Source organism: Pseudomonas nitroreducens, assembly GCF_014204515.1.
Taxonomy (GTDB): Bacteria; Pseudomonadota; Gammaproteobacteria; order Pseudomonadales; family Pseudomonadaceae; genus Pseudomonas; species Pseudomonas nitritireducens_A.
Map to the genome: position 1 here is coordinate 417,526 of NZ_JACHLI010000001.1, position 13,698 is coordinate 431,223.

Sequence of the window (13,698 nt, forward strand, 5' to 3'; positions counted from 1 at the left end):
CTGTTCCTACTCGGTTCGTACTGCTCCAGCAAGTGCCTCATCTGGCTCGATCAGCTACCGCCTCATGACGACCTGCATTGGATACCTGGTCTGTTCCTGGACATCGCTAACGGAGTGGTGCCTTTCATGTTGATCTGCTTTCTGGCGCTGTGTTTGATCTTGGGCGTTCCTGCTTTGGCCAGGCGTGCCTATCGAGGCCTCAGGGCCTTGGCTGAGTCGATCTGCAATTACGACCCAAAGGGGTCGAATTAACCTGTCGCCGGCATAGGCTGGCGACATCCATTCATCATCGATAGGAGATCGGCAGGGTGAGTGATCCGAAAAAAGCGGCCAGTAATGCTTCGAACCAGTGCACTGCTTCGCTGTTTTTCCGCAAGTTGATCCCATGGCTCGTGACTGAGATGCGAGGCGAGCTTGGGCAAAAGCTGAAGTTTTTCGTGAAAATGACAGGGCTTTTTGCAGGAGGCCTCACCGGGCTGTTCCTTGGCCTTGCCGTTGCAGCGTATGCGATTGGCTGGATCTGCGCTTGGATCGGCTACCCGTTCAACCTCCTGTACCCAGGCCGCAGCCCAAGCTACAGAGATATCATGTTGCTGGGTCTCATCCTCCTGATCATGGGTGTATCCTTGTTCATTGGTATCAAAGGGCTCATCGGAAGGTTGATCGAGTGCATTCGCGCACTGCGCCGGTTCGCAGCAAAGGTCTGCTCCTACGGCTCGAAGGAAGGTGCCGGCGCATGAGTTACCTCAAGTCTAAGTTCCTCGACCTGGTGCATGTCATGCGAAAGCACTGTGTGCTGTCCTGGGGGGCTTCTACCTGGTCTTCTCGTACCCGCTCGGCTCCGTCCTCTACGAACATGGGCTGTGCATCTTCGATCCTACGGGCATCCAGGCCTTTCGGTCACAGATGTCAGATGCAGGCAGAGTTGCTGTAGCCTCGTACTTCATGGGCCACCTGGTTTTGTCCTCAATCGTCACCGTGCTCCTGTGCATATACTGGTTCATCACGCAGCGAGGCCCGGCAGTAGAGCTGAAGTGTGAAGGCCCGCCGCTCTATGGGCGCGACTTTCGTTTCAATGGCCAGGGCCTGGTTTTTGAGGGCGAATGGGCGGCCGGACACACCAATGCTGATGCGTACTCTCAGCGAGCCAGCATCGGCGCCCCTGTGGCAAAGCACACTCGCCGGGCGCCGCCGGCACTAGATGACGAGACTGATGTTGGAGGCGCGCATGCGTAAGGCTCAAGCTGCTTCCGCCATGGTTGAACTGCTTCTCGCAGTCCTGGACTGGATGACCAGCCGTCTGTGCCTGCTGGTGCGTCTGGCGTTCCAACTCCTGATTGCCGTCCTGTCCCTGGCGGTCAGCTTTGTAGCTGGTCTCACCCTGTTTTTAATCCTGGGTCTGCAGCTCCATTACCTCGGAAAAACCATCGTTACCTTCAGGCCAGGAGCCTTCAGTCACTTCCACTCATCGCTGGCCGCAAAACTCGTTCCGGCTATGGCTGATGGTGCTGTGGTGGCTGTTTGTCTGGTTGCGGCCGCCGGCATTGGCTACTTCCTGTATCGCGACTTCTCCAACTACACCAATGACCCGTCAAGGCGTTACGACGTCCTCAAGGGATTGGTAGGGCGTAGACGATGACCGGGGTGCCTCTTCGTCGGCATCTTGGGGACTGGGCGTCCACGCGCTTTCGCCAGGGTGCCCATGGCATCGCCAGGGCGGTGATGTACCTGGCGCTCCTGGTGGGCGGTGCTATCGCCACCCTGGCGGTGATCGCCATGGTGGGCTGGTTGGTTTCCCTCTCGGGCATCACCGTGCTGCATGGCAATGACCTGTCGATCCTGCAGGCGCACCTGGGCCTGCCTGGGCATCTGATCCAAGGGGTTTTCCTGGGCACCGCCATTTTTTCGTTGCTTGGACTGGCCGGGCTGATCGGCTGGCTGATTTTCCGAGCCATCAGGTTGTTTTCCGCCGGGCGCGAAAAGGCGTTTCAACCCAACCTGGCTGCCCATAGGAGCGCGCCATGATCTGGAATTTCTTTGTCGTGCTGGCCCGAGTCATTTACCAGCTGGCCCAGCTTGGTGGTTTTCTGATCGTTGCCCTGTTGATGCCTGGCTGGGTCATGGGCCAGGTTGGGTGGGAGATCGTAGGCTACGAGAGCATGAACGAGTCGGGCAGGGCGGTGAGCCACCCCACGCTCCTGCTGGCCATGATCAACAGCATGTTTGTCTGCGCCGGGGGCATGTTCCTGTTCTTTGTTGGCCTCGAAATGGCCAAGGAACATGCGGCGGCAAAGGCCAAGAGAGAAGCCGCCGGAAATTCGTAATCGGAGCTAAATTGCCGGTTACAGTCGATTTCTGCGTTACAACACGCACTTTATTGCCGATTGAGGATTTCCATGGGCTCCCGCAACGCAGTATCGCTTCGCCGCCTGCTCGCTAATTTCCTCCCCTGGTGGGGCACTCAGCTGAAGAAGTCCTGGCGTCGCCAGCAAGAATCCTACCGGGCGTTTAGGGACTCCGGGGAAGCACTTCTGTGCATTGCGCTGTTCGCCCCGGTCGTGATCTTGATGCTGGCCATGTTCGGTTATGTCCTTGGCCAGGCAATCGGGGAGTTCGTCTACAGTGTCGGCGTGTTGGTGCTGGGCCGGCCTCCCTTTGACTACACCTTGACGATGCTGCGCGCCGTGGGGTCGCTCGTCATGCTCGGTGGTCTTCTGCTGTTCCTTATGGTGTTCTTGATCGCCATCGGGCCACGCCCTTCGGAAATCGCCAAGGACATCTGCGATTTCCGATAATCCGCGCTTTGTTGCTGATTAGGTCGGGTTGAGATAGAATAACCAGCATTAAAGAGCTGATTGCTGGTTTTTTACCATGACCGAGCTTCTCACGATCCAGGCCTTTGTTGGCGGTGAATGGCGCGATGCCGCGAAGATGGCCGTGCTGAACCCTGCAAAGGTTGAGGAAGGCCGGGTAAGTGTTGGTTACGAGCTCGAGTACGGTCTCGACTTCCCGGATTCGATCTTCGAGCCTGCGTTAACCCTGAACATGCCGGTGTCGTTCAACACCGTGGATACCCTCGGTTATCCGGCTTTTGTCTACGACATCATCCCCGCAGGAGCAGCCAGGAAGTCTCTGGAGGCACGTTTTGGCGGGGATAAGCCCGATGGCATGGACATGGAGTTCTTCCTGCTGCGCCGCTGCACTCCGGCCCCCATCGGGAACCTGCGTGTGAAGGAGTCTGTGGAGTCTCTCGCTCCAGGCCTGGTGGAGGCCTTCACACGCCAGGAGGTTGTAGACAGAACCAACGCCTTCCTCGAATACGCTTACGAAGCTGGCGCAGCACTCGGTGGAGCCACCGGGGCACAAGGTCAGGCTCCCAAACTGGTGATGACCGAAGGCCTCGATGGCGCGCTCTACGCCGATGCGATGATTCCCGACGAGCAGGTGGCACGCCATTGGCTCATCAAGTTTGCCCGCAACAAAGTGACTGAGCGTGACAAGGACATTCTGCGCACCGAGTACCACTACTACCGCGCCATTGCCGAGCTTGGGCTCGAAACTGTACCGGTGGATGGGCTGGCGCTGGAGGAGGGCAGGAACCCCAGCCTCTGGATGCCGCGCTTTGATCGCCGCGTTGTTGACGGCGGGGTGGAGCGCTTGCCGCTTGAGTCGGTGTACTCGGTTTGCAACGTGACTACTCCTGGTGCGTACATGCAGCACGAGGTCGTCATCCGGACGCTGGTGGCACACTGGCAGAACAACGGGCAAGGGGATGAGGTTGATGACCTGATCTTCGAGTACGTTCGCCGCGACCTGCTCAACCGTATCCTGGGCAACTCCGACAACCATGGCCGGAACACGGCGATCATCCGTGAAGCTGAAAGATTCAGGCTGGCGCCGATTTATGACCTCGCGCCAATGATCTTGGATGAAGAGGGCGTCACACGCGTGACCAAGTGGCACTACGAGCGCGTTGCTGCCCCGATGTGGGAGATGATTTGCGCAGAGCTTGGTGATTTAACCCAAGCCGATGTCCTGTACGGTCGCCTGGTTCAGGCCGCGCATGAATTTCGCGCGTTGCCTGACCTTCTCGCCGGCATTCCGGAGGGCATCCGCGCCGCCGCGTCCTTGCCTCTAAACAACCTCGATGCACGCCTTGCTGAATGGGGCCTGATATGAAACAGCTTGACCCAATTGCACGCGCAACTCTGATCGAAGAGATCTGTCAGGGCCTTGCCATGGGAGCAGGTATTGGCGAGACGATACGCCGTCTGCGCGTAGAGGTTCTGGGAGTGGATCAGGGCACTTTCGCAGAGCTTTGTAAGATGTCGACCAGGGCGCTGTACGAGATCGAGAGTGACAAGGGGAATCCTCGGTTGGATACGCTCCTGCGCGTCATTCGTCCTTTCGGCCTGGGCATCCACTTCGGGCCGTCAAAGCCGACTTGGCTGCCACGAGGTACTATCCCTATTGCCGGCACCATGACTATTCCTAAGCCCCGCTACGAGGCTTTGGAGAAATCTAAGGCTACCCGCCGGGCACCTAAACGCGGTAAAAACCCGAAGCTGGTCAGAGCCAAGGCTGCGGCAGCTGCCAAACAAAAGCAGGACAGTGGCACCGCTGAGTAGCAGTGCCCATCACTCGAATCGACGGAACGGCGTTACATGGCGAATTCGCGCTACAACCTCAGTGCTGCCTGGAAGTACCTGCTGAGCATCAAGCCGGGCGATGGCGGCTACTACGGCTTCGACGAGTTCTTCGAAAACCGGGGTGACAAGAACGCGGCCAAGTACCTGCAGTGCGAGATCAACGCTGAGGGCCTCGCTTGCCTGTACTGCGATGATTTCTTCCTCGAAGAAATTGACCGCAAAAAGACCGCCGAGGCAAAGAAAGTCCTGGCTTCCGTTTTCGACGATATTGTTGCCCGGCGTGGCGAGTGGAGTGACTGCTGATGACCCGCGCCATTAGAAACTGATCGGAGAACACGGTGAGCACATCTTTCCCCGGCCTCCAGGCTTATAAGTCCGTTCTGATAGCCCGCGTTATGCGAGCAACCTTTGGTCAATGGCGAGAGCCTGACGCGGAGCAGTTGGCTGCCGTTTCGGCAATCGAGCTGGAGGCCTTGGGGGCCGCCTACGTGTGTACTGCCCTGTACGGGGAGCAACATCTCTTTCGGCCGCTTCGTAAGCGGCTGGCCGGCGCAAAGGTGACCCTCGAACGAAGGGGTTCCAGCCTTTTTGCCAGCACAGCTATGGGTGGCGCTGAGGTACCAATCGTTGCAGATCTCGGGCTGTTCTCCGCCTGCAATACGGAAGGCGCGCTCGAAATCCTCCGAGCCATCCAGTTCGACAACGGGGTGAACTTGCTGGATGAGGGCCCATGGAGCCTCTTCCTAGGCCAGGCATCACCGTGGGAGCTGGAAGCACTCTCCAGTGATTGGCGGCCCCGGCTGCCCCATCTGCGCGTGAGCGGAGTCGTTTGGTACAACGAACTGCTGGAAGCTCTTTTGCGTTGTGGTGAGCGTCCTGGGGCCTCTCCCGAGTGGTTCGAGGACATCCTGTGCTTTGCCGACGCCGAGATCGTCGAGCGATCTGAGGGTATGCTGCAGCCGTACCGGCCCGTATTCCAGTACTGGGATGAGAGCAATTTCTGGGATATGGACGATCTTTCCTCTGAGTCGCAGGCCTTCCGCGCCAGCGGCCTGGAATACCCGGATTGGGTTGACGCACAGCTTGCCACGATGAAGGGCGTGCGCTACGGCGTTATCCCCGTCGGACGAGAAAGTGACGTCATCGACGAAGTGCTCATGAGCAATTTCCTAACCGCTACGCAGCGCAGGGGAGACCTCGACCTCGAACTCAACTCAGGCGCCAGTGCCGGCAAGAAGGTTCTGTGTCGAACCACTACGGGCTATCTGGCCGGGTTCCGGAGGATGTGCGAGCTTGAGGCAAAGCAGTACGACCTGGAGCTGGAGATGTACTTCCCCAGGAAGATCCTCGCTGCAAAGTCCCGTGATCCTGGGGTCGTGAAGCCTCAGCCATGCGAGCTAGCGATCCAGGCGTTCGATGACTACATGCATATGCTCTACACCAGGTGGCTTTTCCCGGCACAGGCGGAAAGCTTTCCGAACACATTGCCAACTGAATTCTACCGGGCCTACAAAAGGTCGCTTGAGGGCGGCCCGGTGCCCGAGTGGAAGGCGCAGCTGCTGTCGAAAACCATCGGGATGCACGGCTCCGAGCTGATCGTTGGTAAGTCATTTTCTTGGGCGTCGGGGATTCCTGATGTCACCGAGGAGTTTTACTTCAGCGCTGGGACACGCATTGTGTTCTCCGATGCGCCAGCGACCATGGCGGGGGGAATGAAGGTGGTCGACGGCCTCCTGGATCGTGGCTGGTGCGGGATATCTCTGGATGGCGTCGAGTCGGATGCTGAGTACCCAGAGCTGCTGTCCATTCTCCTGGAGGCTCACGCGGCCGGCGAGCTGAGCAAACCAACCGGGCGCGTGGCTAGCGCTGGTGCCTTGCTTCGCCGCCTTGGCCCTGATGAGCTGATGGCCGGGCCGAAGACAGATGCTCTCTGGCATGTGGTGTTCGCCTTGTTCGGTTCCGAGCCCCTAATCCCGTTTGTTGCCAACCTGCCTGATGCCATTCAGACCCAGATGGCAGCTGATCTACTAGTCATATAAGTTCGCAATTTCGGACAAATTCACTGCCTTTCCGGCGTAGGACTTCCAGCATGAGCTACAACCTCCCAGGCCTCGATGCCTTCCTCAAGAGCGAGAGCGAGCGCGTCAATCACGCTCTAAGCTCCGGCTGGGAGAATCCCAAGGTGCCTATCTACTCGACCTTGGCGAATGTGGAGCCCGAAGGTTTGGCTGCAGCCTATGTCTTCACCGCGACAATTGGTGATACCGCTGTCCTGGAGCTGATCCGCATACGCCTTGATGGGGCGCAGGTTCGTCTGGAGCACAGGGATGGGAAGACCTACTGCAGCTCCATACACGGCGAAACCACGCTTCGCGCAGCCGCTTACAGGCCGTTCTTCACCGTTGATGGCCCGGCTGCCATGGAAACGCTGTGCATGATCCAGCAGGACACTGGCGTCCAGATCCTAGATGAGGGCCCTTGGTCTTTCCTGTTCCGCCAGGCCGGCGACGGCTTCATGCAGACTTACTCCGTGCTCAACCCGGAAGGCCTCCTGCTGCCTCATCTGCGCGCCGACAAGACCATCGGCAACTCGGAGCTGCTGCGGGCGCTAAAACGTCGTGGCAAAGCTCCTGGGGCGTCTGCTGAATGGTTCGAGGACATCCTCTGCCTGGCCGACCCAGAGATGATCGCTGAGTCCGGCGGCGAGCTGCTCCCGTACAGGACGTTCTTCGACTGCGACGGTGGCAACGGGATGCGCCCAGTAGCGTCTCTTTGCAAGGAGTCGCCAGCCTTCCGCGAGAGCGGCCTGAATTTCGAGGAGTGGATGCTTCGGGAGTTCAGCCAGATCGATTTTTTCAAGATTGGGCTGGAGCCTGAAGGTCGTTCCCCAGACATCATCGACAAAGTCCTCATTGATACCTTCCTGACCCCGGCCCAAAGAAGAGGGGAGCAGCTGGTGGCTCAGCAAGCTGGCACCGTCCTGTGCCGTACCAAGGTGCAGTACTTGGAGCGGTTTGCCGCCGACAGACCGAAAAAGCTTAAGCACGTGGTTGAAAAGGTCAGGTTATACGCTCCGCTGGCTATCTTGGCTGCCAAGTCGCGCGACCCCAAGATGAAGCACTTTCAGAATGACGCCATCAATCAGTTCCATCCCTGGCGCACGGCAGCTCCTACGTTCATGAAAGAGCTCTATGAGGTTAGCGTCGGGCTTCGACAGGAAAACTGGTTAGCTTTTTCGCTCCCTTCCCACTTTTACGAGACCTATCAGCTGGCACTCCAGCGGCAGGGGCAAATCAGTGAGTGGCAAGCCCACCTGCTTCGTAACGTGATCGGCACTCCGAACACTGAGTTTCTGATCCAAAAGTACTTCCAGGGCCCCAGTCAGCAGGACAGGCAGAAATCTGAGATGACGTTCTGTCCTGGAACCGATCTTATGTTTGGGAATATCCCTCACACCATGGCCTGTGGCATGGATGAGGTTGATGCCTTGCTGAAGCGAGCGACCGGAGTGTTGAACATCGAAGGTGTAAGCTCTGACTTGAGTCTGCCTGACCTGCTTGCTCTGATGGTGGCGATGTACCTGGACGGAAGGGTGGAGTCACGGGCAGCTAAAGCGGTCGTCGTGGGGGCCCTGATGCGCTCACACGGATTCGATACCCTACTGCCTTTGCTCAAGGCCCCTGAGGAATGGCATTCAGCCTACGTGGTCTTCGGAAGCGAACCGCTTCTTCCGTTTGTCTCCAACCTGCCTGAATCCCTGCAGACGGTTATGGCTGCAGACACCTTTAACCTCTAGCCCTACATTTAAGACTTAAAGGTTAAGTTCGATGACAGCATCATCTGACGCGTGGGTTAAGGCGAAGCAGTTTATGTTCGCGCCATTCACTGACTGTCACCTTACCGGGACATACCTTCAGATTTTGGACACGTTAAGTCCTATGGAGATCGCCCATACCCTGGTGATATCAGCTGCCCGTGGCCAAGTCGACATCCTTCGTGAGTGCTGCCGTAGGCTTGAGGGAATACCTGTAGAGATCGAGTACCGTCAGGAGCGTAGGCAGAGCTTGGCCTGGTACGTAACTCCTATGGGGGCTCAGAAGATTCACAATGGCGAGATAGACCATAACCTTGGCTCTCTGCGTTCCCCTATGGAGCTTAAAGAGATCTTAGGGCTGCTTCGCAGGCGAGGTAGCGAGCTTTCGATCAATAGCCCCTGGTGCACATTCTTGTTCGGCCGGAGTGCTGACAACCTTGCTCATCATGCCCCAATGGATTCCCGGCATTTGGCCCGAGGGATCAGTCTTCCCGTGGTGCGTGACGGAGGGGTTGGGACAGTAGAGGCGCTTGATGTCTTGCTCGATCTTTCTCAGGGGGCCGACTGGGGCTATTACGAACCCATGCTCTGCTGGGCCACACCGGAGATGATTCAGCGGTACCCTGAATCACTGCTTCCCTACCAGAAGGTGTTCAGCGGGCGATTGCTGCCCGGCGTCGTGCTCGAGGGTACTTACCATGATGGTGGGTATGATTTTCTGCCAATGGCGCGTTTGGAGGAGGCTGGAGCCTCTGAGGGAGATAGGGAAGGGCTTCCATTTGAAAAGTGGTGCCAGAAAGCCGTCGAGAGTTTCACCTACATCCACTGTGGTGTGCAGTGCATTGGGCGAGACCAGGATGTGGTTGATTGCTTGCTCTTCGATACCTTCATCCCTGATCTTGTTCGGATTGGTTTTAACTGGCCTGTCGGGCTGACTCTCTGCCGAACGGCCCTTTCGTTCCTGGGAGGTTTGGGGCGCCTGGAAGGCACAACCAGTGAGGGGACGTCCGAGGGGGCAACTGGGCTGATCAATTACTTCCCCGTGTGCATGACGGCATGTCGACTTGTCCCTGCACTCGGAAACGATCTGGTAAAGCAGGACAGGTTCCGGCTAAAGGACACGCACGATACGGTTGAGCGGTTTCTGACAAGCTTCTACTGGAATGATGCTCCGGTCGAGTTCAGCAGGCCGAAAATGCCTCAGGTGGTTCTGCAGTCCATGGTTAACCGGGTGATACAGCAAGAGCTGTCGGTTTCCGATGTGATTTCACTGAAGAAGTTCGGTGTAGACCTTTCGGGGGCCATAGCACAGGTCGACTCGGTACTCCTGGGGTACAACGACTTCGATAATCGCCAGGATGGCTTGCCAGTTTTCGCCTCACTGGAGGTGATGACCAATGATGCCGAGGATCGGATTCAAGACCTGATCCAGATTGGCTGCCTGGCTGTTTCAAAGGCGGATGGCCCAATCCTGATCAACGGTGTGCCTTCGACGACTGGGCCGCTTCGTGTGCTCCGGGGGCTGTGCAGTCATGAGAGACCCGTGAAGCCTCATCTAGCAGGGGCTTGCTCATGGATTGGATACGCGAGTGTGGCACTCCACCTTGGCCCTGAAGAGCTGTTGTCGGTTGTTGCTGTTGAGGAAGACTGGCGCCAGCTCCTGGCTGTGTTCGGCGCCGGGCCACTCCTGGACTACCACGACCAGGTACCTGAGGACGTGCTGACCCAGCTAGCTGCCGACGTGCTGGACTTCTGACTGTCGGCCTATAGGCCGACATATCGGCGCTGGCTGTATGCCTATAGGCCTACATTTGCATCATCGCAATTTGCTATGGCGCGGGTGCCAGGCGTGGCAAAAAGCCGCCGGCTCTGGGAGTATCCGCCCCTTGTTGTCTAGAGACGAAGGAGCGCAGATGGCTGGAGTATTGCTTTGGTCGAAGGAGGAGATGCAGCAGAGCCTCGAGGAGGCCGCTGAGGTGATCTTCCATAGGGCGTTGGTCGAGACCTATGGCTCGCTCAACCCGCCGCCGGGTTCGACCCAGGCGCCACTGCCTGTTCCTGATCCGAAGAAATGGTCGACCAAGCTTGCCACGGCTTTGGCCGCCTCTGTGCCGCTCTCGAGGTTCATGGGTAACGTGGTTGTGGAGTGCAATGCAGCGCTGTCCCTCTCAATCAGCCAACACCACATGGAAGATGTTGACCGCATGGGGGCCGATCTCCCCCAGTCCACCAAGACCTTGTTGGTGCGCTTCAACAACTATCTGGAGACAAATAAGGGCGACGTCAAGATCCTGGGCCTGGCCGTCTTCTGCTTGCTGCGCTCCTTTGCCGTCACGACAAAATACGGCGATGACGACTACGTGAGCTTCACACGGAAGGTGGAGAGGGCGCTGATCTCGGCCAATGGCGACAGGCTCATCCAGCTTCTGACGAAGGGTGTGCGGGAGTACGTGTCTGGTCACGACAGCTTCGCAAAAGCCATTGGCAAGAACGCGCCGATTGGTCTCTCCACGATGACCGCTCTCTGTCCGGACGCGCGGTACTTCGAGATTCCGTAGCCGGGGCCTTCAGATGAATGTGCCATTGTCATTTCAGAGGAGGGTGGTGTCGGCCGGGAACGGTATGCGACCATTCGCCTGCGTGGTGTTTGTGTCCAATGTCAGGAGACGGGGATGAGCTACAACGAAACGCTGCAGTGCTATGAGGATGAGCTCCAGACTCTGCTAGAGCTGGTTCATCCTGTGATTTTTCATCCTGATTTGATGGATGGCTACCTGGCGCTCGTAGAGGAAGAAGAGCGTCAGACTCCTCTGGCCTGGGCCAAGGCCATCACCGCTGCCTGCATGCAATCAAAGGAAGTTTCCAGCTTCGTCGCTGGTTCAGCACTCGCGGGTATCAACAGTCTTCGGCTGAATGATGCTATCGCCTGCTACGAAGAGCTCATCGAGGACACCGTTCCGTGGGAAGCGGAAGGTCAGATGACTGACTTCGTGTTGAGTCTGAAGGATGGCGACCGAATCTACGATTGGCTGGGGGTGGCCTTTTTCTCCATCGCCCGGAGTCTATCGAACAGTGTCTTTGGCGCCATCGAGCAACCGAGCAGCTTCGGCATGTTCCAGATGCGCCTGGATCATGCCTACTCGACAGGCAACACCTCGGCGCTGATCAAGCAGCTGCAGGAGGACATCAAAGCATTCCAGGGCGAAGACGAGAGCTGGCCGCTGGCAATTGGTCAGAACTCATCCCTGGCTGTCGCGCACATGGTACTGCTGGCGCGTGGTTCAATGATTGCTCAGCATCGTCCGCCCTACGAAGTGCATTGAGACCGGAGGTCTGCGTCTATGGCCGATCCAATCCTGAAAGAGTGCCCAGACTGTGCTGAGCTGTGGAACTCAGCTCTTGCCCGTTCTCACCGCTGCCCAGCTGAACTTGATCGTGAGCAGCTCGAGCGCGAGGCTGCCACCAGGCAGCGGAAAGAGTTTGTAGGCCCGACACCGGATTCGGCGATGGAGAGGCTGCGCCGGCAGCTGCGAAAAGAGGCCGGAGACGCGTGACGAAGAGTGCGCCTGTGCTTATGGCAGACGTGGCGCCTGGCTCCCTGGTGCTGGCGCTTGGCACCGACTGGGTTGCCTGCACTGACGCGCTACCCTGGAATGACGTCTACGAGCAACTCCGGTATGTGGTCTACAGCCCATCGTACTGCGGAGACATGTTCGTCTGTGGATTCGACTATTCCGGGCCTACCTGGTGGAGCAAGAGCCTGCAGCTCGGCATCACCGGAGTGACTCATTGGCGCCTTGCCGGCGAGCACGAGCAGGACTTCACCGCGACCAGGGCTCAGTTGCCGGCGGCCAAGATTCCCAGGAACGTAGAGGCTCTCGATCAGCTCAAGCGCTGGTGGGACTGGTTTGCTGATTCTCGCGGTATAGAGCGGTAGTCAGCAGGCCTGATATTGAAAGCCCCGGTCGTGCCGGGGCTTTCCTATTTTGGGTCGGGTTACATCGGTGTGATGAAGCACTGGGTTTTGTTCAGTACCGAGATGGTCTCATTGATCGCCTGATCCTTTTGGTACACCTCGCTGTTGCTGCCAACGAACAGGTAGGCGCGGTTCAGCAGTCGGTTGCAGGTGCCATCGTCACGCACGTTTGTGTCCAGGCCCAGGACAGTCATCATCTGGGAGCTGGCGGTGGTCTGGTACCGTTTCTTGGCCAAGGCGCGGAAGGCGGCAGGATCGATATCAGCCAGGACTTTGTCCTTCATCATCTGGACGTTGAAGCGCTGGGGCTCGTCGGAAATGCCCTCCATGTCGTCATCGGCGTTAGCGAGGGAGAGGCTGACAGCGCGCATGTTCCCAAGCTCGGTGCCGGCCATATCGACCTTCATCATGTAGCCAGCTTCGTTCATGAAGATCAGGGTGCAGACCTGCTTTCCGTTGGAAGCGGCGCAGGAACGAGCAGACTTCTTGGAAGCTAGATACAGCGACTTGGTCAAGGGTGAGCTGTCGAAGTCGAACTGTGCAGAACCGAGTACCACGGCTCCAAGGCCGTTCACCTGGGTCGCCTCCATCAGTTCAGCGATATTCAGTCGGCGGAAGTCGGGAAGATCCTGGCGGGTGAGGGGATCTGTGGTCTTGCCGATCTTCGCCAGCTTCTTCGGAGCCAGTCGTTCGATCTCTTCCTGGACACAGGCCTCATCACACTTGCCGGCTCCCACTCGCTTCTGGAGGTCGTTGAGGGCGATTGTTGCGTCATCCGCCTGGTAAGCCACACCGGCAGCCGGTAAACGGCGGTCAGTCTTCTCGAACATCTCCACGCGGTCGGCACTGCCATCCTCAGGGATGTACACGCTGGCGCCGAAGACATCGCCTGCCTTGTTCCTGAGGAGGTAGTAGCAGTAGGGCATACCACCACTGCTGCAGCTCTCCACTTCCGGTCGACCTTTCTGGCGTTGTTCGGCGACCAGATCATCGGCCGGCTCATTCGAAACCTTGGCAACTTCAGCCTGGGTCAAAGGGGTGATTCCGGCGCTGGCAAGGGCCTGCCTTGCTGCATTGTAGGTTTTGCCGGCAACGATGGGAGGTGCGGCTGCGTGAGCCGTGGAAATGCAGGCGAGAAGGAGGGCAGAGCTGATAATTTGCTTCATGGACATCCCTGTAAATATCGCGTAGTTGCGTTTTGACATGATAGAGTAGGAAACCTTCAACGTGAAGGGCCAGAGAAACCTCTTTTCTGGTGA

Annotated in this window: 15 protein-coding genes; 14 read left to right on the top strand and 1 reads right to left on the bottom strand. The window is 57.9% G+C overall.

Going from position 1 to position 13,698, the window contains the following annotated elements; translation table 11 throughout:
• The first annotated feature begins 308 nt into the window (after nucleotides 1-308).
• From HNP46_RS02600 to HNP46_RS02665, 14 genes are all read left to right on the top strand, one after another.
• Nucleotides 309-740, top strand: a complete 432-nt coding sequence (locus tag HNP46_RS02600) for a hypothetical protein (RefSeq protein WP_184585952.1) — start codon at nucleotides 309-311, stop codon at nucleotides 738-740.
• 488 nt (nucleotides 741-1,228) lie between these two features.
• A complete protein-coding gene (locus tag HNP46_RS02605) occupies nucleotides 1,229-1,639 on the top strand; it encodes a hypothetical protein (protein ID WP_184585953.1) in 411 nt (136 codons plus the stop codon).
• A complete protein-coding gene (locus tag HNP46_RS02610; protein ID WP_184585954.1) occupies nucleotides 1,636-2,025 on the top strand; it encodes a hypothetical protein in 390 nt (129 codons plus the stop codon). Before HNP46_RS02605 ends, HNP46_RS02610 begins: the two co-directional genes overlap by 4 nt.
• Nucleotides 2,022-2,324: a hypothetical protein gene (locus tag HNP46_RS02615; protein WP_184585955.1), complete on the top strand. Its 303-nt coding sequence runs from the start codon at nucleotides 2,022-2,024 to the stop codon at nucleotides 2,322-2,324. The genes HNP46_RS02610 and HNP46_RS02615 overlap by 4 nt, the downstream gene beginning before the upstream one ends.
• 72 nt (nucleotides 2,325-2,396) lie before the next feature.
• A complete protein-coding gene (locus tag HNP46_RS02620; protein WP_184585956.1) occupies nucleotides 2,397-2,795 on the top strand; it encodes a hypothetical protein in 399 nt (132 codons plus the stop codon).
• 76 nt (nucleotides 2,796-2,871) lie between these two features.
• Nucleotides 2,872-4,179, top strand: a complete 1,308-nt coding sequence (locus tag HNP46_RS02625) for a type II toxin-antitoxin system HipA family toxin (RefSeq protein ID WP_184585957.1) — start codon at nucleotides 2,872-2,874, stop codon at nucleotides 4,177-4,179.
• Nucleotides 4,176-4,628: a helix-turn-helix domain-containing protein gene (locus HNP46_RS02630; protein WP_184585958.1), complete on the top strand. Its 453-nt coding sequence runs from the start codon at nucleotides 4,176-4,178 to the stop codon at nucleotides 4,626-4,628. Before HNP46_RS02625 ends, HNP46_RS02630 begins: the two co-directional genes overlap by 4 nt.
• A 36-nt stretch (nucleotides 4,629-4,664) precedes the next feature.
• Entirely contained in the window at nucleotides 4,665-4,952 is a 288-nt protein-coding gene (locus HNP46_RS02635) for a hypothetical protein (RefSeq protein ID WP_184585959.1), read from the top strand.
• A 35-nt stretch (nucleotides 4,953-4,987) separates the two neighbouring features.
• Complete coding sequence (locus tag HNP46_RS02640) at nucleotides 4,988-6,688, top strand: hypothetical protein (protein WP_184585960.1); 1,701 nt, start codon at nucleotides 4,988-4,990, stop codon at nucleotides 6,686-6,688.
• Nucleotides 6,689-6,738: 50 nt separating this feature from the next.
• Nucleotides 6,739-8,445, top strand: a complete 1,707-nt coding sequence (locus tag HNP46_RS02645) for a hypothetical protein (RefSeq protein ID WP_184585961.1) — start codon at nucleotides 6,739-6,741, stop codon at nucleotides 8,443-8,445.
• Nucleotides 8,446-8,476: 31 nt separating this feature from the next.
• Nucleotides 8,477-10,219, top strand: coding sequence for a hypothetical protein (locus HNP46_RS02650; protein WP_184585962.1), 1,743 nt, complete (start codon nucleotides 8,477-8,479; stop codon nucleotides 10,217-10,219).
• A gap of 157 nt (nucleotides 10,220-10,376) precedes the next feature.
• Nucleotides 10,377-11,021, top strand: coding sequence for a hypothetical protein (locus HNP46_RS02655; protein ID WP_184585963.1), 645 nt, complete (start codon nucleotides 10,377-10,379; stop codon nucleotides 11,019-11,021).
• Nucleotides 11,022-11,135: 114 nt separating this feature from the next.
• Nucleotides 11,136-11,786: a hypothetical protein gene (locus tag HNP46_RS02660; RefSeq protein WP_184585964.1), complete on the top strand. Its 651-nt coding sequence runs from the start codon at nucleotides 11,136-11,138 to the stop codon at nucleotides 11,784-11,786.
• A 245-nt stretch (nucleotides 11,787-12,031) separates the two neighbouring features.
• A complete protein-coding gene (locus HNP46_RS02665; RefSeq protein ID WP_184585965.1) occupies nucleotides 12,032-12,400 on the top strand; it encodes a hypothetical protein in 369 nt (122 codons plus the stop codon).
• A 59-nt stretch (nucleotides 12,401-12,459) separates the two neighbouring features.
• On the opposite strand, the gene HNP46_RS02670 is transcribed toward HNP46_RS02665, so the two are convergent.
• Nucleotides 12,460-13,605: a hypothetical protein gene (locus HNP46_RS02670; RefSeq protein ID WP_184585966.1), complete on the bottom strand. Its 1,146-nt coding sequence runs from the start codon at nucleotides 13,603-13,605 to the stop codon at nucleotides 12,460-12,462.
• Between the last annotated feature and the right edge of the window lie 93 nt (nucleotides 13,606-13,698).